The organism is Bacillus paramobilis (assembly GCF_038096195.1).
Lineage (GTDB): Bacteria > Bacillota > Bacilli > Bacillales > Bacillaceae_G > Bacillus_A > Bacillus_A mobilis.
The window spans coordinates 1,828,770-1,848,735 of sequence record NZ_CP151108.1 but is presented as its reverse complement, the minus strand read 5'-3'; the positions used below and the strand labels follow the sequence as shown (position 1 = coordinate 1,848,735).

General features: G+C 35.7%; 22 protein-coding genes. 7 read left to right on the top strand and 15 right to left on the bottom strand.

Features of this window, described 5'->3' with window-relative positions; genetic code table 11:
- Nucleotides 1–139 precede the first annotated feature (139 nt).
- Nucleotides 140–1,258, bottom strand: a complete 1,119-nt coding sequence (locus tag AABL52_RS09590) for an RNA-guided endonuclease InsQ/TnpB family protein (RefSeq protein WP_341519249.1) — start codon at nucleotides 1,256–1,258, stop codon at nucleotides 140–142.
- 316 nt (nucleotides 1,259–1,574) lie between these two features.
- Between AABL52_RS09590 and AABL52_RS09585 the strand changes: the two genes are divergently transcribed.
- Nucleotides 1,575–2,867 (top strand): glycosyl hydrolase family 18 protein, encoded by a 1,293-nt coding sequence (locus tag AABL52_RS09585; RefSeq protein ID WP_341519248.1) that lies wholly within the window; start codon nucleotides 1,575–1,577, stop codon nucleotides 2,865–2,867.
- Nucleotides 2,868–2,935: 68 nt separating this feature from the next.
- Here the strand turns inward: AABL52_RS09585 and sspN are convergent, their stop codons facing one another.
- From sspN to AABL52_RS09565, 4 genes are all read right to left on the bottom strand, one after another.
- The gene (gene sspN, locus AABL52_RS09580; protein ID WP_000527987.1) at nucleotides 2,936–3,070 is read right to left on the bottom strand and encodes an acid-soluble spore protein SspN; all 135 of its coding nucleotides are present in this window, start codon (nucleotides 3,068–3,070) and stop codon (nucleotides 2,936–2,938) included.
- 43 nt (nucleotides 3,071–3,113) lie between these two features.
- Nucleotides 3,114–3,257, bottom strand: a complete 144-nt coding sequence (locus AABL52_RS09575; RefSeq protein ID WP_001254697.1) for an FbpB family small basic protein — start codon at nucleotides 3,255–3,257, stop codon at nucleotides 3,114–3,116.
- Between the two features lie 141 nt (nucleotides 3,258–3,398).
- The gene (locus AABL52_RS09570; RefSeq protein WP_098238800.1) at nucleotides 3,399–4,346 is read right to left on the bottom strand and encodes a 3'-5' exonuclease; all 948 of its coding nucleotides are present in this window, start codon (nucleotides 4,344–4,346) and stop codon (nucleotides 3,399–3,401) included.
- A 115-nt stretch (nucleotides 4,347–4,461) separates the two neighbouring features.
- Complete coding sequence (locus AABL52_RS09565; RefSeq protein WP_097842927.1) at nucleotides 4,462–5,037, bottom strand: redoxin domain-containing protein; 576 nt, start codon at nucleotides 5,035–5,037, stop codon at nucleotides 4,462–4,464.
- 249 nt (nucleotides 5,038–5,286) lie between these two features.
- Here AABL52_RS09565 and AABL52_RS09560 point away from each other — a divergent pair, with 249 nt between their 5' ends.
- Entirely contained in the window at nucleotides 5,287–5,544 is a 258-nt protein-coding gene (locus tag AABL52_RS09560) for a hypothetical protein (protein WP_097842926.1), read from the top strand.
- Nucleotides 5,545–5,567: 23 nt separating this feature from the next.
- On the opposite strand, the gene AABL52_RS09555 is transcribed toward AABL52_RS09560, so the two are convergent.
- Both AABL52_RS09555 and acnA read right to left on the bottom strand, forming a co-directional pair.
- Complete coding sequence (locus tag AABL52_RS09555) at nucleotides 5,568–7,217, bottom strand: ABC transporter ATP-binding protein (RefSeq protein WP_341519247.1); 1,650 nt, start codon at nucleotides 7,215–7,217, stop codon at nucleotides 5,568–5,570.
- Between the two features lie 117 nt (nucleotides 7,218–7,334).
- Complete coding sequence (acnA, locus tag AABL52_RS09550) at nucleotides 7,335–10,058, bottom strand: aconitate hydratase AcnA (protein ID WP_341519246.1); 2,724 nt, start codon at nucleotides 10,056–10,058, stop codon at nucleotides 7,335–7,337.
- A gap of 290 nt (nucleotides 10,059–10,348) precedes the next feature.
- Here acnA and sspO point away from each other — a divergent pair, with 290 nt between their 5' ends.
- Nucleotides 10,349–10,498: an acid-soluble spore protein SspO gene (gene sspO / locus AABL52_RS09545; RefSeq protein WP_000518057.1), complete on the top strand. Its 150-nt coding sequence runs from the start codon at nucleotides 10,349–10,351 to the stop codon at nucleotides 10,496–10,498.
- A 41-nt stretch (nucleotides 10,499–10,539) separates the two neighbouring features.
- Here the strand turns inward: sspO and pdaB are convergent, their stop codons facing one another.
- Nucleotides 10,540–11,265: a polysaccharide deacetylase family sporulation protein PdaB gene (pdaB, locus tag AABL52_RS09540; protein ID WP_097843238.1), complete on the bottom strand. Its 726-nt coding sequence runs from the start codon at nucleotides 11,263–11,265 to the stop codon at nucleotides 10,540–10,542.
- 46 nt (nucleotides 11,266–11,311) lie between these two features.
- Nucleotides 11,312–11,575: a hypothetical protein gene (locus tag AABL52_RS09535; RefSeq protein ID WP_098235301.1), complete on the bottom strand. Its 264-nt coding sequence runs from the start codon at nucleotides 11,573–11,575 to the stop codon at nucleotides 11,312–11,314.
- A 121-nt stretch (nucleotides 11,576–11,696) separates the two neighbouring features.
- On the opposite strand from AABL52_RS09535, the gene AABL52_RS09530 reads away from it, so the two are divergent.
- Both AABL52_RS09530 and AABL52_RS09525 read left to right on the top strand, forming a co-directional pair.
- Entirely contained in the window at nucleotides 11,697–11,819 is a 123-nt protein-coding gene (locus tag AABL52_RS09530) for a small acid-soluble spore protein P (RefSeq protein WP_000517650.1), read from the top strand.
- 124 nt (nucleotides 11,820–11,943) lie between these two features.
- Nucleotides 11,944–12,330 carry an Hsp20/alpha crystallin family protein gene (locus tag AABL52_RS09525; RefSeq protein WP_000516737.1) on the top strand — a complete coding sequence of 129 codons (387 nt, stop codon included), beginning with the start codon at nucleotides 11,944–11,946 and terminating at the stop codon, nucleotides 12,328–12,330.
- 92 nt (nucleotides 12,331–12,422) lie between these two features.
- Here AABL52_RS09525 and AABL52_RS09520 read toward each other — a convergent pair whose 3' ends face one another.
- Nucleotides 12,423–13,661 carry an MDR family MFS transporter gene (locus AABL52_RS09520; protein ID WP_000676825.1) on the bottom strand — a complete coding sequence of 413 codons (1,239 nt, stop codon included), beginning with the start codon at nucleotides 13,659–13,661 and terminating at the stop codon, nucleotides 12,423–12,425.
- 68 nt (nucleotides 13,662–13,729) lie between these two features.
- Entirely contained in the window at nucleotides 13,730–14,137 is a 408-nt protein-coding gene (locus AABL52_RS09515) for a hypothetical protein (RefSeq protein WP_000965153.1), read from the bottom strand.
- A gap of 137 nt (nucleotides 14,138–14,274) precedes the next feature.
- Between AABL52_RS09515 and AABL52_RS09510 the strand changes: the two genes are divergently transcribed.
- Nucleotides 14,275–15,477 (top strand): alanyl-tRNA editing protein, encoded by a 1,203-nt coding sequence (locus AABL52_RS09510; protein WP_341519245.1) that lies wholly within the window; start codon nucleotides 14,275–14,277, stop codon nucleotides 15,475–15,477.
- Nucleotides 15,478–15,521: 44 nt separating this feature from the next.
- On the opposite strand, the gene AABL52_RS09505 is transcribed toward AABL52_RS09510, so the two are convergent.
- Nucleotides 15,522–15,965 (bottom strand): NUDIX hydrolase, encoded by a 444-nt coding sequence (locus AABL52_RS09505; RefSeq protein ID WP_097842921.1) that lies wholly within the window; start codon nucleotides 15,963–15,965, stop codon nucleotides 15,522–15,524.
- A gap of 104 nt (nucleotides 15,966–16,069) precedes the next feature.
- Here AABL52_RS09505 and AABL52_RS09500 point away from each other — a divergent pair, with 104 nt between their 5' ends.
- Nucleotides 16,070–16,651, top strand: a complete 582-nt coding sequence (locus tag AABL52_RS09500; protein ID WP_341519244.1) for a DUF6434 domain-containing protein — start codon at nucleotides 16,070–16,072, stop codon at nucleotides 16,649–16,651.
- 7 nt (nucleotides 16,652–16,658) lie between these two features.
- Here the strand turns inward: AABL52_RS09500 and AABL52_RS09495 are convergent, their stop codons facing one another.
- The 3 genes from AABL52_RS09495 to AABL52_RS09485 all read right to left on the bottom strand — a co-directional run bounded on the left by AABL52_RS09495 (nucleotide 16,659) and on the right by AABL52_RS09485 (nucleotide 19,844).
- Complete coding sequence (locus AABL52_RS09495) at nucleotides 16,659–17,750, bottom strand: acetyl-CoA C-acyltransferase (RefSeq protein WP_341519243.1); 1,092 nt, start codon at nucleotides 17,748–17,750, stop codon at nucleotides 16,659–16,661.
- A complete protein-coding gene (locus AABL52_RS09490; protein ID WP_341519242.1) occupies nucleotides 17,743–19,203 on the bottom strand; it encodes an acyl-CoA synthetase in 1,461 nt (486 codons plus the stop codon). The genes AABL52_RS09495 and AABL52_RS09490 overlap by 8 nt, the downstream gene beginning before the upstream one ends.
- 65 nt (nucleotides 19,204–19,268) lie before the next feature.
- Entirely contained in the window at nucleotides 19,269–19,844 is a 576-nt protein-coding gene (locus tag AABL52_RS09485; RefSeq protein ID WP_001093321.1) for a biotin transporter BioY, read from the bottom strand.
- Between the last annotated feature and the right edge of the window lie 122 nt (nucleotides 19,845–19,966).

The window sequence follows — 19,966 nt, the reverse complement described above, 5'->3', positions numbered from 1 at the left end:
ATAAAAATCTATAAATTTTGTTTATTTCCCTGTTCTACGTGTCCGATTTCACAGAAGCTACTTTCGTTTAATGTAACACTCCGAGGGCGTAAATTCGGATACAACGAATCCTACATATTAGCCGTAACTTTTTTAGATGTTAACTGGCTAATTCATACCGTGACAAATTGATAGCCGCATTTAAATCCCTATCCATTTCGTGACCACAAGTGCATTTGTATACACGGTCAGAAAGTTTTAGTTCTTTGTTGATGCTTCCACAACTGGAACACATTTTTGACGAAGGATACCATGTATCAGCTTCTACAAATTCAATACCATATTTTTCACACTTGTATTGAATTTGTCTTTTGAACTCATATAAACACTGCTTCGCAATCGCTTTAGCTAGGTGTCTATTCTTCATCAGACCTTTCATATGCAACGTCTCCATCACAATGCGAAATGGCTTGGTTTTCACAATTTCGCTCGTGGATTGATGAAGATGATTCTTTCTGATATTTGATAACCTTCTATGTAGTTGTCGTATCTCTTTCTCGATTTTTATAATGTTGCTTGTTTTGACAAAACGGTTTCCCTCCTTATTCATTTCATATTTACGAGAAACTTGACGTTGCAACCTACGAAGGCGTTTCTCTGCCTGTCTTACCATTTTTGTTTTGTTGATATTGTTCTTCCTCTGCCCATCAGAACAATATGCTAATTCTTTGATTCCAATATCTATTCCTAACGAAACAACCGTTAACTTCTCTTTTGTAAACTCCTGTTCAATACCGACAGACAAATACCAATACTTACCGTCAAAGCTAACGCGTGGATTAGAGTACTTAACCCCTACAGGTAACTTTTCGGATGTTTTTACCCAACCAACTTTCTCAATCAAAACTTGTTTTTCTTTTACGTTTAACTTGACATTATCATTGTAAAAAGAGAGTTTTGCTTTCCTTCTGCTTTTGAATCGTGGTTTATCAGCCAGTCCCTTGAAAAATCGCTTATATGCTTCACAAGCATCTTTAATCGCTTGTTTGGCTATATTATTTGAAACATTGTACAACCAAGCATATTCTTCAGTCTGCTTTAATACAGTTAATTCTTTCCGTAAAAAACCGTCTGATATGAACTTTCCGCCATTCTTGTAATTCTCTTCTTGCTTCGCCAGTGTCCAATTATAAGCCCATCTTGCCGTACCAACAGATTTCCAAAGTTGCAATTCTTGTTCTTTATTCGGCTTGATTCTCACTTTCTTCGCAAGCATCATTTTCCAGCAACCCCTTAACCATCTTCTTAGCTTATTTTCCCTTGAAGATGGCAACTAGTTTGTTCTATCCTACCTGCCTTTTTGCAAAATCACCAATTGAATATACTTTCATATTTTTCATCCCATGAAACTACTTTACCCCGGCGACAATTTTTCATCTACAAATATTTTATCACTAATTATATATTTTTGTAGATATCCACTAACTGTTTCTTCCCTTCTTTCACTTCTGCTACCTTGCATACATTTAATCATAATACAGTGACATCAAAAATAAAATAAAAACAGTGAATCTTTTACCGAAAGGAGCAAGCATATGATTCAAATTGTAACTGTTCGTAGCGGTGATAGCGTATATAGCTTGGCATCAAAATATGGATCCACACCTGATGAGATAGTAAAAGACAACGGACTCAATCCAGCTGAAACACTCGTCGTTGGTCAGGCACTAATCGTAAATACGAAAGGAAATAATTATTATGTACAGCCTGGCGATAGCCTCTATCGAATTTCTCAAACATATAACGTTCCTCTCGCTAGCTTAGCTAAAGTGAATAATTTATCTTTAAAATCCATTCTCCACGTTGGGCAGCAATTATATATACCAAAAGGGACAAAACGAGCAGTAGAATCCATCGCTTATTTACAACCTTCAACTATACCAATAAAAGAAAGTTTAGTTACTGCTACGCGTGCTATTAATCCATTTTTAACATACTTAGCTTATTTCAGTTTCGAAGCAAAAAGAGATGGTACGTTAAAAGAACCGACTGAAACAGCTAAAATCGCTAATATTGCAACGCAAGGCAAAACCATCCCTATGCTCGTTATTACAAATATTGAAAATGGAAATTTCAGTGCCGATCTGACATCAGTTATTTTACGGGACGCAACAATTCAAAACAAATTTATTACAAACATTTTGCGAACAGCTGAGAAGTACGGTATGCGAGACATTCATTTTGATTTCGAGAGCGTGGCACCTGAAGATCGCGAAGCGTATAATCGTTTTTTACGAAATGTGAAAACACGATTACCTAACGGATACACATTAAGTACAACGCTTGTACCGAAAACAAGTTCAAATCAAAAAGGGAAATTTTTCGAAGCTCACGATTATAAAGCACAAGGACAAATTGTTGATTTCGTCGTTATTATGACATACGACTGGGGTTGGCAAGGCGGACCACCGATGGCTATTTCTCCTATCGGTCCTGTAAAAGAAGTACTTCAATACGCAAAATCTCAAATGCCTCCCCAAAAAATTATGATGGGGCAAAATTTATACGGATTCGATTGGAAACTTCCGTTCAAACAAGGGAATCCGCCAGCAAAAGCAGTTAGCTCTGTCGCAGCTGTTGCACTAGCTCGTAAATACAATGTTCCTATCCGCTATGATTTCACAGCTCAAGCTCCACATTTCAATTACTTTGACGAAAACGGCGTACAACACGAAGTTTGGTTTGAAGATTCGAGATCTATTCAAAGTAAATTCAACTTAATGAAAGAACAAGGCATTGGTGGTATTAGTTACTGGAAGATCGGTTTACCATTCCCGCAAAATTGGCGTTTACTCGTTGAAAATTTTACGATTACGAAAAAGGGCTGACAAAAGTCAGCCCTTTTTTACTATTAAAAATCCGTCACAAAAAAGAAGAATGACAAAATTCTCCCGTTTTAACCGTTATCAACAATCGGTTGTTTACCTGTTTGGTCTTGCATTTGCTTTCCTTTATTGCCACCAGCTTTTTTTGATTGTGTCCCAATATGATTCGGTGCAAAGTCTTTTGAATTCTTTTTCGGATTACCCATTACTATCGCCTCCTTAACACTAGTATCGTACTAGTGTTAAGAATTATTCAGCTTGCTTAAAAAGTTTCATTTCATAACGTTTTTCAATACGCTCTTCAATACGATCGATTGCATCACGATCGCTTAATAATTGTTGTTTATTTTCTTTCACAAGTTCGTCAAATGATTTACGGCGACTTCTTCTCATGCTGTTCACCCTCTCTCCTTTGCATTCTTACTATACATAGTATGAGCAAATGAAAAACTCTTTAATCAGATTTGCAAGAAAATTTTATGTTTTAGTACTCCTAAAAAAACTCCGTGTACAACTTCTTGTACACGGAGTTTTTTATACCATCATATTTAAATACTCTTTTAACTTTTCATCTGCATTCATTTCATTTTGTTTATACTCACTTAGTGCTTGCAATACGAAATCATACTGTTCTAAAATATAACTTTCTAATTTCAGGACATCCTCTAAGGTATTAAGCATAATTCTCGTATTACCAACTTCACTTTTTAACGCCGGTTCACAATTTAAACCCGTACATATTTCCTTCACTTCATCTTCTAATATCTCTGTTAATACGTATTTCTTTCGCCCTTTTACTTTTACTCTCATAACTGGATAAAAAGCTTTTATATCTAAATAACTTCCTACATTCATACAACGAACCCATTCGATATCACGTTTATTTCGTACAAGCATCTTTTTTACTGCTTCATATACTGCTGTTTCATCAAGTACTTTCGTATCCGATTTCCTGTTTGTTTCTTCTTCAATAGATGCACATTTTTGATAAACAGCTGCACACGTAATACAATCATCAAATGCATTATGAGAACTTAAACGAATGCCAAGCATTCGCTTTAATGTTTCAAGTTTATGATTAGGCGCGTGCTTCATATATTTCTTTGCTAAAAACACAGTATCAATCACTTTATTTTGAGGTTCCGGTAAACCAAGCATATTTACATTACTTTTCAAAAAACGCATATCAAACGATGCATTATGAGCGACAATTACATTTGTATGTAAAAATGCTAAAAATAAAGGTAATACTTCTTCAATCGTCGGTGCATCTGAAACACGATAATTTGTAATACCTGTTAAACTCGTTATTCGGTCCGGAATTGAACGCTCTGGATTCACATAGGAAACAAATTGATCTACTAGTTCATGATTACGATATTTCACTGCTGCGACTTGAATAATTTTATCATTATAAGGGTTAAATCCTGTTGTTTCAAAATCAATTACAACATAATCTAACGGTAAGGATATATTCCCCACTCCATACACTCCTTTACCTCTAAACGTTTATATTTCTTTTATCATAACATGCTGCTATCACTACGTGAAAAAGAAAAGGCAGAAATGGTAATTTTCCACCTCTACCTTTTCACCGTTATTTTAATTTAGCAATCCGTTTCTCCATCTCTTTTTGCGTCATCGGTCCAATGAACTTATCTTGAATGACACCTTTCGTATCTATAAAATACGAAGTTGGAATCGTAATTACTTTATACGCTGTTGTCACATCAATGTTCTTGTCCAATAAAATAGGAAAAGTAATTCCTTTTTCTTTCGCAAAATTGCTTACCTTTTCTACTCCCCCACCTTTTTCTGAAGGCGTATAATTTATTGCTAAAATTTCTACGTTTTCTTTATGTTCTTTATAGAAAGCTTCCATATCAGGCATTTCTTGCTGGCAAGGTCCACACCACGTTGCCCAAAAGTTTAAAATTACTTTCTTTCCTTTTAAATCCGATAACTTTACATTCGTTCCATCTAACTTCGTTAATGCAAAGTCTGGTGCACTCTTCCCTATTTCAATACCATTACTTGCAATCATCTCTTTCATAGCAGCTTCACTTTTTTCTTGCTCTCCTTGTACCGCCTGATCGTTTTTACCAAACTGTTCATAAGCTGCATATCCCGCTAAACAAAGTAACACTACAATAATCGTAAGCTTCCGCCACATTTTATATCACCCTAACGTGTTTATCTTCTTATAACTTAATCACCAAAATACTATATACCTTATTTTAGCTTATACGGACAAGCTTGGAAATATTCACAGTCGAAATAATTAGAATATTCTTATTCAAAGCTTATTTTTTTCCTTTTTATCATATAATTAGAAAAACAGATGAAGTGTTGCTTATCTTCTTATGGACCCATTCACCTTTTTATTTTCTTATATAACCTTCAACAAAAGGGGGGATTGTTTATGAATTCATTCGAAAAGATAACATTATATATTCTTAGTTTTCTTTTATACCCAATCGGTATTATTACATGGATCATTTCACTCTTTAGTAAAGATCTTGAAAAAAAGAAAGTAGGGCGTATTTGTCTCTACGTCTCTCTAGTTTCATTCGTCCTTTTCTTAATTCTTGGAATTGCCACTTTCCTTATGACTGCTACCTTTAACGTTGATCTGAATCATTCAGAATCTATCGAGTATCAAATTGATGGCGCTGAATAAGGATAAGAGCAGTGCTCTTATCCTTATTCACATTTCTTAAAAAATGAATGACTATATATTAATTTTTCAGGACTTCCACATGCAACAATACTGCCTTCTTTCATTATGACAACACGATCTGCTAGTATCGCTTTCTCCACATCATGTGTTGCCACAATTCTCGTGACCTCTTTTCCTAGTCCTTCTATCATATCCCAAACAGTTTCTTGATTGCTCGGATCTAATCCCGCAGTCGGTTCATCTAAAATAATAAGATTCGGATTTGAAACAATGGCACGTAATAATGCAAGACGTTTCCTTTCTCCTCCCGAAAACTCTTCACCACTTTTATGTAATAGAGTTTGAACCCCTTCAGATAGCCCACTAATTATCGGCTTCATATTAACGAGTTCAATATTTTTTTCTAACTGTTTTTCTAAATACTCTTCTCCAAAATACATATTCCCTTTTACTGTCGTCCGAAAGAAACGAGGTTCTTGCCACACTGTAGTCATACGAGCCTCATTACCATAATAAACAACGCTACCGTTAGATGGTTTATACAAACCTGTCATTAATTTTAAAAGTGTTGTTTTTCCTGCACCACTTTCCCCCACAATAATAACGAGTTCACCAGGGTGAATTTGCAAATCAATATTATGAATTCTGCATTTCTCTTCATCATTCTCCTGAAATGCAACATTTGTTACCGTCATCCCCATCGCTCTTTCTACCTTACTATCTGCCACTCGTTTATCTAAAAAGGAAAAAACTCTATTTGCCGAAGCGACTGCAACTTGTGTCATCATTAATAAATCGCCAACGTAACGAACTGGAAAAAAGAGCATTTCAATTGTGGCTAACACGACAACAAGTGAACCAACTTCCATTTCCCCCTTCATTATTTTTTGTGCGCCTATAATGAGAACAAGGATATATGCTCCTGTTTCAATCACTGTTCCAACTACTCCAATGCAGTGTTGCATCATCGTCTTCTTTACTTCTGTTTTATAAGATTGTGCTGTTACTCCTTTAAATAAGCACATGGCCCATTTTTCTTTTTGCAAACTACGTAAATCTTGTGCTCCTTTTACAAACTGTGACACCATCTCTACAACACTTGATTGATTGCTTTGAGCAACGCTTGCAATATTTCTTACCTTTTTCCCCATCACCATCGGAACCGTTGCACTTAAAAATAAAAACGGAGTTACCCACAATATGAACTTTATATCTATATGTTGTAGTGCTATGAACGCACCTATAAATTGCGCAATAGCGTGTATATATTCTATTAATATAGAACCATACAACCTAATCCAATTCGGGACATCAGACACAACTAACGTCTCTAACTCTCCTTGTTTAATCTTCTCGCTTTCTTCAAACGGTAATGAGAAAAAATGACGTAATACATCTATACGCTTCTCTCGTAATATTCGCTGACTTGCTTTGGAGCTTATATAATCAAATGAAAGATTGTTCACCCACATCAACAAGCGACTAACTGCAAACAAAGTAATGTAAAAATATGCCTCCTTTAACTCCCGTTGAATAAGATTATCTACAATTAGCCCCATGAATAGTGGACGAGATAAATTTAAAATAGCTGCAAAAAGCCCACTACATACAGCAGCTATTACTAATAGTTTTTCTTTCTGTAACGGTAACAATATTCTTTTATATTCTTTCATGACCTTTCCTCCATTTTTTAAAGTAAAAAGAAAGGGATGAAACCAAATGGTTTCATCCCTTTCCATAAAATAAGGAAGCTAACAGTTGTTAGCTTCCTTATCGTTTATTTCAATTATTTAGTTCGACACTTTAGATTCTTCAATTTTTTCACGAAGAACCATTTGCAGGATACCACCGTGACGGTAGTAGTCAATTTCTACTTCACTATCGAAACGAGCTACTACTTCAAATTGTTTTTCGTTGCCATCTACATCAGTTGCAACTACTTTTACAAGATCGCGTGGTCTAACTGTTTTGTCAATTTGAATTTCAAATGACTCGTTACCAACAAGACCTAATGTTTCAGCACTTTCGCCATCTTTAAATTGAAGTGGTAACACACCCATTAACACTAAGTTACTACGGTGAATACGTTCGAAGCTTTCTGCGATTACTGCTTTAATACCTAATAAGTTTGTACCTTTCGCAGCCCAGTCACGAGAACTTCCCATACCGTAATCTTTACCAGCAATAACTAGAAGTCCTGTGCCATCTTCTTTATATTTCATAGCAGCATCATAGATTGATGTTACTTCACCAGTTGGCCAATATGTTGTATACCCGCCTTCTGTTCCTGGTGCGATTTGGTTTTTAATACGGATGTTCGCGAATGTACCACGCATCATAACTTCGTGGTTACCACGACGAGAACCGTAAGAGTTAAAGTCAACTGGTTGTACGCCGTTTTCTAATAAGTAGCGTCCAGCTGGTGTATGCTTACCGATTGAACCTGCTGGTGAAATATGGTCTGTCGTTACAGAATCACCAAATTTACCAACTATGCGTAAACCTGATAATGTTTCAACTTCACCTGGCTCTTTTGATAAACCTTCAAAGAATGGTGGGTTTTGAATATAAGTTGAATCATTATCCCAAGTATATAAAGCTTCATTTGAAGTTTGGATTTCGTTCCAACGCTCATTGCTGTTAAATACTTGTGCATATTCTTTCTTGAACAGTTCAGATGTAACAACACTTTGAACTACATCTTCAATTTCTTTAGCTGATGGCCAAATATCGTTGAAGTATACAGCATTGCCATTTGCATCTTTACCGATTTCATCATTTTTCAGGTCAATATCAACAGTACCTGCAAGTGCATATGCCACAACAAGTGGTGGTGATGCTAAGTAGTTTGCTTTTACAAGTGGGTGAATACGACCTTCAAAGTTACGGTTACCAGATAAAACAGATGTTACTAATAAATCGTTTGCTGCGATTGCTTCTTCTAATTCCTCTGCTAATGGGCCAGAGTTACCGATACAAGTCGTACAGCCGTAACCAACTGTTTGGAAACCTAATTGATCTAAATATGTTGTTAAACCTGATTTATCTAAGTACTCAGTAACAACTTTAGAGCCTGGTGCTAATGATGTTTTTACGTACTCAGGTACTACAAGTCCTTTTTCAATTGCTTTCTTCGCAACTAGACCTGCCCCAATTAATACGTATGGGTTTGATGTATTTGTACAGCTTGTAATTGCAGCGATTGCAATTGCACCTGTTTTCATCGTTACTTCTTTATCTTCTAATGTAACCTTCACTTCTTTATCAAACTCTTGCTCATTAAATCCAAGTCCTTGTGTTCCAACTGGCGCTAAAACAGCTTTATGGAACGCATCTTTCATATCTGAAAGTGGAATTAAATCTTGTGGGCGTTTCGGTCCAGAAAGGTTAGATTCGATTGTATTTAAATCAATTTCAACAAGATCAGTGTAAATTGGATCTTTGCTGTCTGCCGTATAGAATAAACCGTTCGCTTTACAGTATTCTTCCACAACGCGAATTTGTTCTTCATCTCTACCTGTTAAACGTAAGTATTCTAATGAAATATCGTCGATTGGGAAGAATCCACAAGTTGCGCCATATTCTGGTGCCATATTTGAAATTGTTGCACGGTCAGCTAAAGGCATGCTCTTTAGTCCATTACCGAAGAACTCAACGAATTTACCAACTACACCTTTTTGACGTAATACTTGTGTCACTTTTAATGCAACGTCAGTTGCTGTAGTACCACTTGGAAGTGTACCAGTTAATTTCACACCGATTACTTCAGGTACTGGGAAGTATGAAGGCTGTCCAAGCATTCCTGCTTCTGCTTCAATACCACCAACGCCCCATCCAAGAACACCGATACCGTTAATCATCGTTGTATGTGAGTCTGTTCCAACTAATGAATCTGGGTATGCAACTAAGTCACCTTCAGCATTTTTCACAGCATGAACAACTGGTGCTAAATATTCAAGGTTTACTTGGTGTACAATACCTGTAGCTGGTGGAACTGCACGATAGTTATCAAATGATTTTTGTGCCCAGCTTAAAAATTTATAACGTTCTTCATTACGTTTAAACTCTAAGTCCATGTTGAATGCAAGCGCGTCTGCCGTACCCGCTCTATCAACCTGTACAGAGTGATCAATTACAAGGTCTACAGTAATTTCTGGATTAATTTTATCAGGATCCCCGCCCATATCTGCCATTGCTTTACGAAGCGAAGCCAAATCTACAACAGCTGGTACACCAGTGAAATCTTGTAAAATTACACGAGATGGTTTAAATGGAACATCGATATCTTGCACATCTTTCGTTCCCCATTTCGCTAAATTTGTAACATGCTCTTCTGTAATTACACGTCCGTCTACTTGACGAAGTACAGATTCAAGTAAAACTTTCACGGAATATGGTAATTGAGATACGTTGCCAACCCCTGCGTTTTCAAGCGCTTTCAAATCATAATAATGATACGTTTTTTCATCTACTTCAAAAGTTGCACGTGATTGAAATGGATTATGTTTGACCATTATGTTTCCCCCCTGTTAAACGTGACTAAGTTGTCTGAATATAAAATGTAGACAAACTTTTCAATACCTTACGATAATATCTTATTACAACTTTCTAAATAAGTAAATAATAAGAAACTTATAGATTATCATAAGTTTTCTTTATGTTTCTAAATTTGAATAGTGTTCATGCTCCTTATGAATACTATTACCATAAAGTAAAGTGCTCTATTAGCGCTTTACTTACAGTTCATACATACTATGAACTGCTTATCATTCAACATACAAAAATGTTATAGAGGTGAAATAAAATGGGTAAAAGAAAAGCAAATCATACTATTTCAGGAATGAATGCTGCATCTGCACAAGGACAAGGAACTGGTTACAATGAAGAATTTGCAAACGAGCCTTTAACTCCAGCAGAGCGACAAAATAATAAAAAACGTAAAAAGAACCAGTAACGAAAAATCCCAAAAGGTATATTTTCCTTTTGGGATTTTTTCTAATGTTTATAACGTAGTAATTCCGAAACCGTTACAAATCGATAGCCTTGTTTTTTCAGTTCAGGTAAAATTTTTGCTAGCGCTGCTACTGTTTGACTGCGATCATTTCCTCCATCATGTAACAATACGATATCTCCACTTTTAGCATGTTTCACTACATGATTTACAATGGATTCAACCCCTGGATTTGCCCAATCACGCGGGTCTTGATGCCACGACCAAAGAACCGTTTGATAACCCGCTTCTTTCGCGGTTTTAAATACAGCATCGTTAATATATCCGCCAGGTGGACGGAATAGCAAAGGTTCTTTCACCCATTTTTTAAAATATTTCTTCCCATCTAAAATATCATTTTCTAATTTTTCGTCTGATGAATTACTCGCATACAAATGATTCATCGTATGGTTTCCAATTTCATGTCCCTCTTTTAACACTTGTTTCACTAAATATGGATTACGCTGCACTCGAAATCCAATCATAAAAAATGTCGCTTCTGCTTTATATTGACGTAATAAATGTAAAACTTGTGGTGTATAAGTTGGATCTGGTCCATCATCAAATGTAATGGCAATAATCTTTTCATTATTAGGTACTTCCCACGTTACATAGCCAGTTGGTTCTAGCTCTTTTCTGAGCAACATTTTCGCTTCCACTTTTTCAACTTGAAATATATGTACTGCGCATAATAAACAAAAAACGAATAGAAAAATCTTCTGTTTTGGCATAACGTTCGTCAAAGTAATAAGATTGTCGAATACACAACAATCTCATTTACTTTTCTAATTGATCTACATTTCGCATAATATTTTGGAGATTATTTTCGTATTGCTCAAGTTGTGGGCGTTGTGTTTCCGAAGCTACTTCTAACGCATTTTGAATTTGTTCATACGCTTCCTGAACCTCTTGGCGTAACTCTTTTAAATCATGACCGTAGTTCGGATCATTTTTCACAATGTTATTAAATACGTTTTCTGCTTGTGTAACTCCTTGCTGCGCTGCTTGAAAAGCTTGTTGTTTATCTTTATGATATGGCATTATATAATCCCCTTTCCATAATAGTTAGTCCCCTTTATCTTTACCTTTTTTTCTAAAAACATTCTCGTATAAATTTGCAAACTTCTCTCATTCTAAAGAGAAAGAGGAGGTGTCACATACAATGGGAAAAAACAATCGTGAAGCAAAAGAAAAAAAGGGACAACCTGAACCATTAAGCGGATCTCATAAAGTAAAAAACCGTAACCATTCACGCCAAAAAAATCATGCACATCATGATATGTAAAACAAAAGGCTCACACTAGCTACCTTTGCCACATACAATGTTTATATTTTTCCATTTATTCTTCACCCCTACTTCATTCATGCATAACATAGTATGAATTGAGATTTTACGGAGGGTGTCTTACATGGGCAAGAAAAAGAAGGATTGTCTTTTTCATGTTGATGGTTTCGAAGAATGGATGGATCAATTTTGTTCTGATTCTTGTAGTAACTTTAGTTTCCCAAATCAAATTCATATTGACCTTTGTGAAACTGAACAAGAATACATTTTGGAAACAGATGTACCAAATGTATCCGAACAAAATGTAGTTATTAAAAAGATGGAGACAGGCCTAAATATTTGCATACTTCATAATAATAGTTCTTTACAGCGGATCATTCCTTTACCCGCTACTATTATTTATAAGAAGATGCTAGCCTGCTTAGAGAATGGATATTTAGCCATTCATATTTCCAAAAATGAAGTTGCTAATAAACATGAAGAGAAAGTTCTCTTTCAAATTGAGAAGTAAAATAAAGTAAAACTTTAATCAACGGGAGTTTTACTTCCGCAAATAGCGGGATGAATACAAAAATAAGCCCCAGCCGTCTGCTGGGGCTTATTTTATTTCGCATGTAATTCTAAATTACAATTTCTATCATCTCTTTTTTTCAATAAACCTTTTGTAACTAAAAGTACAGGAAATGCTACAGTTGAAAATATAGCTAGCGTTGAAAAGACAATAAATCCATTTTGGTACCCGTAGTAATCGAGAAGTACTCCCCCAAACCACGGACCAATTACTGCTCCAATTCCTGAAAACCCCATTGCTCCAAAATAGGTTCCTTTTAAATGTGAAACAGCTATACCATCTATAAATACGTCCGTCATTGAAAACATGAGAACTTCTCCAATTGTAAAAATAATTGTGCAAATGGCAGCACCTAGCGTAGATTCTGCTATTCCAAATCCAAACAGTCCTCCGCTCACAAATAAAGTTCCAACCATAATGGATACTAACGGTGTATACTTTTTGCACATTTGAATAACAGGGTATTGAATTACGACTACAACGATCGCATTTAAAGCTAACATATATGAAAATAATTTCACTCCATCCTGAAACATATATGCATTTGCAAAATATTGAGATACCGTTGTCGTTAAATGAGAAAAACCACAATTACTCAAAATAATACCGACTAAAGCAACTAAAAATACGACATCCTTTCGCAAAATACGAATTGCATTTAACATTGTGACAGTTTTTTCTGTATTTACTTTCTTTTTTTCAATTGGATACTTCTTAAATTGGAACGCTAATATAGCTGTATATAGAATGTATACTCCAGCTGCTACTAGAAAAGGAATTGTTGATTTTGCGCTTCCAATCTGTAATCCGACAAGTGGACCAATCGCTACTCCAACATTGATTGCACCGTAACGCAAATTATATACGAGTAAACGATACTCTGGTTTCGTTAAATCTGATAATAATGCTCTTGACGTCGGTTCAAAAAAGGACCTACATAATCCATTGAGAGCATTTAATAAAAAGAAACTTAAAACATGATTTGCAAACGAAAAGCCTATAAATACAAACACCCAAACAATCATGGACCATATTATAATCATGTTTCGGCCGAATCGATCCGATAAATTCCCTCCAATAAAACTAGCAAAAACTCCAACAAGTGCACTCGTTCCAATAATAGCACCCGTCATTCCAGCTGATACACCTTTAACAGTCGTTAAATAAATTGCTAAAAAAGGAATACTCATTGACGTGGCAAACCTCGCAAATAAAGTCCCTATTATAATTGTCATTCCTAATGGATGGATATTTTGTAACTTCCCCTTCATCAAAAAAACCTACTCTCCCTGTTCTTACATGAAAAAAGAAAGCAAAGGATCTGCTTTCTTTTCCCTTTTTATACTTGAGCTGTTGATACCCGCGCTGTTCTCGTTATATCCATATCTATGCCATATGTAAACTGTAATTCTTTACAAACATCTTTAATTAAAATTGTGACATTATACTTCTCATTAAATTGTAAAACGATATTTTCTACTTCTTCATATGTATACTTATATTCCCCTGTAATGACACTTTTTAGATCAAAGCATTCATTTATACAAAGTTGCACAAGTAGCTCGTCATATTTCTCTATTACATCCTCTTTCTTCCACAGTACCTCTTTTACATATAACCGATCGAACTTCACACTTTCTCGATTACAGTCCGTTAAAATCCGGGTCATTTCATTTAATTCTCGATACAATTCAGAAATATTTTTGCTTAAACTAAGCATTTTATCTACGCCGTTTTCATATAACATATTCATTCCACCCCCGCATTTTCTTTTTCTTATTATAGCAAGAAAATTCTAAAAATAGTTTCTTTCTTCTGAAATATTAGGAAACTAATTTCAATTGCTTTACAATGAAACTAGTGAACACGAAAGGGGAAAGAAAATTGGAGCAAAAATTATATTACACTGACGCTTATAAGCAAGACTTTACTACTAAAATTATAAAGCAAGATTATGATAAAGACGGTAACTTATACGTTATTTTAAACGAAACGGCATTTTATCCGACAGGTGGCGGACAACCGTATGATACTGGCACATTAAATGATATCGATGTAATCAATGTAGAAGAGATAAATGGAGAAATTCGTCACTTCATTGTAGAACAATTACATACTGAAGAAGTAAAAGGTAAAATCAATTGGGAGCGCCGTTTTGATCATATGCAGCAACATGCAGCTCAGCACATTTTATCCGCTGCTTTTTGGGACCATTTTAACATACCTACGATCGGATTCCATCTTGGAAAAGAGACGGTAACAATTGATTTAGAAACAGACAATCTGCATGCAGAAACTGTTGAAAAAGCAGCACAAATTGCAAACAAAATTGTTTTTGAAAACCATCCCATCCGTACCCTATGGGTGAACTTAGAAGAAGCGAAAACGTTACCCCTTCGTAAAGAACCGACTTTAACAGAAAATATACGTGTTGTTATTATCGAAAACTTTGATTATAACGGCTGTGGCGGAACACATCCGAAACGTACAGGTGAAGTAGGCCCTATTCAAGTACTTGGGTGGGAGCGCAATAAAGGTGGCATACGATTAACGTTTATCGCTGGCTGGCGCACACTTAAATTAATGGGGCAACAGCAACAAATTATAAAAGATGTTTCTCAGCAATTAAATAGTAGCGAGAATGATATTCCAGCAAAAGTAGCACAACTTCTTACTTCTCAAAAAGAAAACGAAAAAGCAATACAAACAATGAATGAAAAATTATTATATGCAGAGGCAAATGAACTACTGCACCAGCCTTTAGAAATACACGCTGGCATACTTATTTCTAAAGTATTTAATAATCGTTCTATGCAAGAAATCGCAAAGCTTTCTGCTATTATTACAGAACAACAAGAGCATGCCATTACATATTTCGTTATCGAAAATGATGACAAACTACAATGCATCCTCGCTTGCGGAAAAACAGTCACACTTGATATGAACGCACTTTTAAAAGATGCTCTTCCTGCCATTGAAGGAAAAGGTGGCGGAAATAAAAAGAGTGCGCGCGGCGGCGGAAAAGCGGTTATGACCGGGGACGAATTTTTAAATCAACTTGTTTCTTCTTTACATTCAGCTGTGTAAAACATGTTTATAAAGGATAGCTAACGGCTATCCTTCAACTATATTTACAAGCCTATATTTTGTTTCAAGCCTTGATAACTCCCTGCACTTGCAAAACCGCCACTTATAAGAGTTATAAAAGTTTCCGAAAAACCATAATGACTTAAATCTTTAATCGGTACCATTTGCACATCATGAATCGGATTGTGATCAAACTCGTTAGAAGGTAGCCTAATTTCACCTTCAATCCTTTCAAGCAAAAACGTAATATGTAATAAAGATGGGCTAGCATCAGGTTTATCACAAACATAGAGTAGCTTCTTAATTTTAACTTCTAACCCTGTTTCTTCTCTCATTTCTCGAGTCATCGCTTCTTCTAACGTTTCACCATTCTCCACTCTTCCCCCAGGTAAAGACCAATTGCGATTAGCCACTTTTTGCTTTACTAGCAATACCTTTTCATCTTCAATTAAAATTCCCGTAACACGAACTTGCATTACATTTCCCATATGTAATCTCCTCTTCCCATTATATTTACAAATTAATCCTTCCACAAAAAGAACGTACGTTTTATAATTAAAGAAAATCCTGGAAGAAAGTAGTTGTTACATTCATGCGCCCACCTTTAACAAAGTCTATATCACTTGAAGATTTCCAAAACTATTACTGGTTAAAAGCAGAACTGCAAACATTTTGTCGTGAGCATGGTTTGCCAGCTAGTGGCTCTAAGACTGAAATAACCGAGCGTATCTCACATTATTTAACTACTGGTAAAATATTAAAAAACAGTTCTGAGCAAAAATTGAGTAAAGCTTCCCTCTCTTATAAGGACCTTTCCCTTCAAACGATTATTACTAAAAATCACCGCTGTAGCGAAGATGTTCGTGCTTTTTTCAAAGACAAAATTGGAGCAAACTTCCGCTTTACAGTAGCTCTTCAAAAGTTTTTTAAAGAGAATGTTGGAAAAACATATGAGGACGCGATAACGTTTTGGTATGAAGAAAACGAACGAAAAAAAGATCCTACATACAAAACAACTATTAGCGCGCAGTTTGAATACAATCGTTTCACTCGCGACTTTTTCGAAGATCCAAATAACAAAGGAAAATCAAGAGCTGATGCTATCGCCGCTTGGAATGAAATAAAAACAAAACCTGGTAGCAATGCTTATGTTCCTCAAAAAGTAGAAAACTAGTTCTTTTCTAGTCTTCTACTTTTTCAAATAATAGCGCTAATCCTATCCCACCCCCAATTCCTAACGTCGCAATTCCATATTTCATATACTCTCTTTGCGCTTGATAAAACAAACGTGTTACAAGCATAGCACCAGATGCACCGTACGGATGACCGAGCGCAATTGCTCCACCATTGACATTCAATTTTTCATATGGAATTTGTAACTCCTTTGCACAAGCAACAACTTTTGAAGCGAATGCTTCATTTATTTCAAAATAATCGATGTCCTCTACTTTCATATTCATTTCGTTTAATAATTTGTTCACCGCAAATATCGGACCAGTCCCCGGAAGATTTGGATCCACTCCAACTACAGCACTACGAACGAAACGAAGTACAGGTTTGTATCCTAATTTTCGGGCTTGCCCCTCTTCCATTACAAGAACGGCACATGCTCCATCATTTACACCGCACGAATTACCTGCCGTTACTGTACCATTTTGTAAAAATGCGGGCTTAGTTCTTTTAATCATTCTTTCATACTTCATTTCTCGTTTTATAGCTTCGTCAAAAGATCCATTAAAAGAAAGTATTTCATCTTGTATATATCTATTTTCTAATGCTTGCAGTGTCCGTTTATAACTAAGACAAGCGTATTCGTCTTGCATTTCTCGCGTTATATTATAACGCTCTGCAACATATTCAGCCGCCACTCCCATATTAGGATCTCCAATTGTTTCTGGTGAAAATCGCGCTCTATTTTGAAAAGGTGATGTACTTGTACTCTCTACTCCTCCTGCAATATAACAATTACCTGCCCCGCCTTGAATGAAATGACATGCGGTGCGAATCGCTTCCAAACCCGCACCACATTGCCGATCAATCGTTACACCAGGAATATGATAGCCAAGTCCTGCCGCTAAAGCAGATAATCTTGCAACATTCCCTCCCGGCCCCACAATATTCCCTAATATGACATCGTCTATTTCTCTCTCAATTCCTTTACTTAAAAATGTAAGAAGCGGCGTTACTAATTGCTGAACTTCATAATCTTTCAACATCCCATTCTTCTTACCAATAGGTGTCCTTTTTGCTTCTACAATAACCGCTCTATTCATATATCTTCTCCCGGTTTTCAATCATATTTTTTGCTGCAATACGAGCGATTTTCCCGCTATCTGTATACGGTAGTTCATCTACAAAATGCCATTCTTTCGGTATTTTAAAAGAGGATAATCGTTGTAAGCAAAAACTTTTTAATTGTTTCTTCGTAGCACTTCCTTTTACGATGGCGACAGGTTTTTCACCCCAGTAACTATCTTTCACACCAATTACAACTATTTCATCAACAGCTGGGTGTTCATGTAATACACTTTCTATTTCTTCTGGAAAAATATTAATTCCTCCAAATAAAATCATATTCTTCTCTCTACCGACAATATAAATAAAGCCTTCTTCATCTTCATAACCTACATCTCGTACTGTCATCCAGCCATCTTCAGTCAACTCTGGAACTAAAACCTGATCCAATATGTATCCCATAAAAAACTGATCACTATTCACATAAACAGTTCCAATCTCGCCTTTTTGTACCTCTTCTCCTGCTTCATTACATATTCGAACTTGCACATTGTGACAAGGTTTCCCTACTGAATTTCGCCTTCTATCACTCTCTTCATCAACAAGTGCTGTTACAAAACTTAGTTCCGATGCACCGTAAAATTCATATTTTCGTGCATAAGGAAATATACTCTTTATTTTTTCTTTCGCTTCAGCTTCCCATTTCGCTCCTGAAGAAATAATTTTCATTTCATTTTCTATTACTCTGTTTTCTTTATATAAAGATTCTAGCATTGTCGGAACTGTATACATGACCGAGATATGTTCCGTTTCTAACTTATCCAACACTTGATCTGGAATAAACTTTCTCATAACGTGCACCGTTTGCCCTACATATAATGCACTTATTGCGCCATATAAGAAAAGAGAATGAACGAGCGTCCCAGCTATTAAAATAGAATCTTCTTTTTTCATATGAAAGTCCTTTATATTGCAATCAAAACTATGAACCCACGATTGTTGTGCACGTAAAAATGCTTTCGCCTTCCCAGTCGATCCTGATGTAAATCCCATATAGAACGGAGCATGTTGCACATTTTCTATAGGATAATATGTAGGCAGGTAGTTCTCTATCCTACTTTTCCACTCATCAATTTCTATTACTCTTTCTTCATCCGGTAAATCATTTACCTTATATCGCTCTATCACAATCATATCCGGATTACTGATTACAATTCTTTCTTTGAGCTCATCCTGTTTCCACTTTATATCTAATGGCACACAAACCCATCCGGCCATAGCAGCACCAGCAAATAGTTGTAAAAATTCTATACTATTCTCTAATACAATTGCTATCGTTTTATTCTTCGATTCTTTTTCATTCAACCAGTTTGCTACTTTACACACTGACTCAAACCATTCTTTATATGTTAAAATTCGATCATTTTCCTTTATCGCTATTTTATTTGATTGTATAGAGAGATGTTTTTTATATTCTTTTGTAATTCCCATATAAGTTGTCCTTTCTCTACAAAATAATAAAAAGAAACACGCAATGAACGTGTTTCTTCTCTTTCTTATCCTGCATTTGTATATTTCCCACTCTTTAGAGCAGGCGTAATAATATGTTTCAATGAACGATGTAATTTCGTTACAAGAATCGCTGCTATAATCGCTTTTATGCAATCACCTGGTAAAAATACGGCACTTACTTTCATCGTCTGCCATATAGAAACATCCATAAAGAAAGCTTGTACAATAATACCAAATACATAAACTACGAAAATACCACCAATTATATTAATACATAATACCTTTATTATAGAAACTTCACGTAAACGCTCAATTAAATAACCAATGACAAACGCTCCAACGATATAACCGAGTAAATATCCTGCACTTGGCCCAACAAATACGCCTGGACCACCGCGTCCACCAGCAAGTAATGGTGCTCCGACTCCAACTATAAGTAAGAAAATAAGCTGACTTAACGCACCAAGGCGTGATCCTAACAATCCACCAGCAAGCATAACACCGAGTGATTGTAATGTAATCGGAACTGGTGTAATAGCAAGAGCAATTGGAGGTATTAACCCTAACACTCCCATAATAGAACTAAATAAAGCGACGAAAACTAAGTTTTTTGTATTCATATTTGCTTCTCCTATTTGTAAACTTAAAATGATTTTTAGATAACATATTATAGGAGTTATATTATCTTTCTATTTAGTCTTTGTCAACTTATTTTAAATATAGGTTTACAAATATTTTTTCA

Excerpts from the sequence above, each read along its gene's own strand:
- AABL52_RS09505 (WP_097842921.1), bottom strand. The coding sequence starts at position 15,965 with ATGGGAAATGTAATGCAAGTTCGTGTTACGGGAATTTTAATTGAAGAT.
- AABL52_RS09500 (WP_341519244.1), top strand. The coding sequence starts at position 16,070 with ATGCGCCCACCTTTAACAAAGTCTATATCACTTGAAGATTTCCAAAAC.
- AABL52_RS09555 (WP_341519247.1), bottom strand. The coding sequence starts at position 7,217 with ATGAAAGAATATAAAAGAATATTGTTACCGTTACAGAAAGAAAAACTA.
- AABL52_RS09525 (WP_000516737.1), top strand. The coding sequence starts at position 11,944 with ATGGGCAAGAAAAAGAAGGATTGTCTTTTTCATGTTGATGGTTTCGAA.
- sspN (WP_000527987.1), bottom strand. The coding sequence starts at position 3,070 with ATGGGTAATCCGAAAAAGAATTCAAAAGACTTTGCACCGAATCATATT.
- AABL52_RS09485 (WP_001093321.1), bottom strand. The coding sequence starts at position 19,844 with ATGAATACAAAAAACTTAGTTTTCGTCGCTTTATTTAGTTCTATTATG.
- AABL52_RS09495 (WP_341519243.1), bottom strand. The coding sequence starts at position 17,750 with ATGAATAGAGCGGTTATTGTAGAAGCAAAAAGGACACCTATTGGTAAG.
- AABL52_RS09530 (WP_000517650.1), top strand. The coding sequence starts at position 11,697 with ATGGGAAAAAACAATCGTGAAGCAAAAGAAAAAAAGGGACAACCTGAA.
- AABL52_RS09520 (WP_000676825.1), bottom strand. The coding sequence starts at position 13,661 with ATGAAGGGGAAGTTACAAAATATCCATCCATTAGGAATGACAATTATA.
- AABL52_RS09565 (WP_097842927.1), bottom strand. The coding sequence starts at position 5,037 with ATGTGGCGGAAGCTTACGATTATTGTAGTGTTACTTTGTTTAGCGGGA.
- sspO (WP_000518057.1), top strand. The coding sequence starts at position 10,349 with ATGGGTAAAAGAAAAGCAAATCATACTATTTCAGGAATGAATGCTGCA.
- AABL52_RS09590 (WP_341519249.1), bottom strand. The coding sequence starts at position 1,258 with ATGATGCTTGCGAAGAAAGTGAGAATCAAGCCGAATAAAGAACAAGAA.
- AABL52_RS09575 (WP_001254697.1), bottom strand. The coding sequence starts at position 3,257 with ATGAGAAGAAGTCGCCGTAAATCATTTGACGAACTTGTGAAAGAAAAT.
- AABL52_RS09535 (WP_098235301.1), bottom strand. The coding sequence starts at position 11,575 with ATGCCATATCATAAAGATAAACAACAAGCTTTTCAAGCAGCGCAGCAA.
- AABL52_RS09515 (WP_000965153.1), bottom strand. The coding sequence starts at position 14,137 with ATGTTATATGAAAACGGCGTAGATAAAATGCTTAGTTTAAGCAAAAAT.
- pdaB (WP_097843238.1), bottom strand. The coding sequence starts at position 11,265 with ATGCCAAAACAGAAGATTTTTCTATTCGTTTTTTGTTTATTATGCGCA.
- acnA (WP_341519246.1), bottom strand. The coding sequence starts at position 10,058 with ATGGTCAAACATAATCCATTTCAATCACGTGCAACTTTTGAAGTAGAT.
- AABL52_RS09560 (WP_097842926.1), top strand. The coding sequence starts at position 5,287 with ATGAATTCATTCGAAAAGATAACATTATATATTCTTAGTTTTCTTTTA.
- AABL52_RS09490 (WP_341519242.1), bottom strand. The coding sequence starts at position 19,203 with ATGGGAATTACAAAAGAATATAAAAAACATCTCTCTATACAATCAAAT.
- AABL52_RS09585 (WP_341519248.1), top strand. The coding sequence starts at position 1,575 with ATGATTCAAATTGTAACTGTTCGTAGCGGTGATAGCGTATATAGCTTG.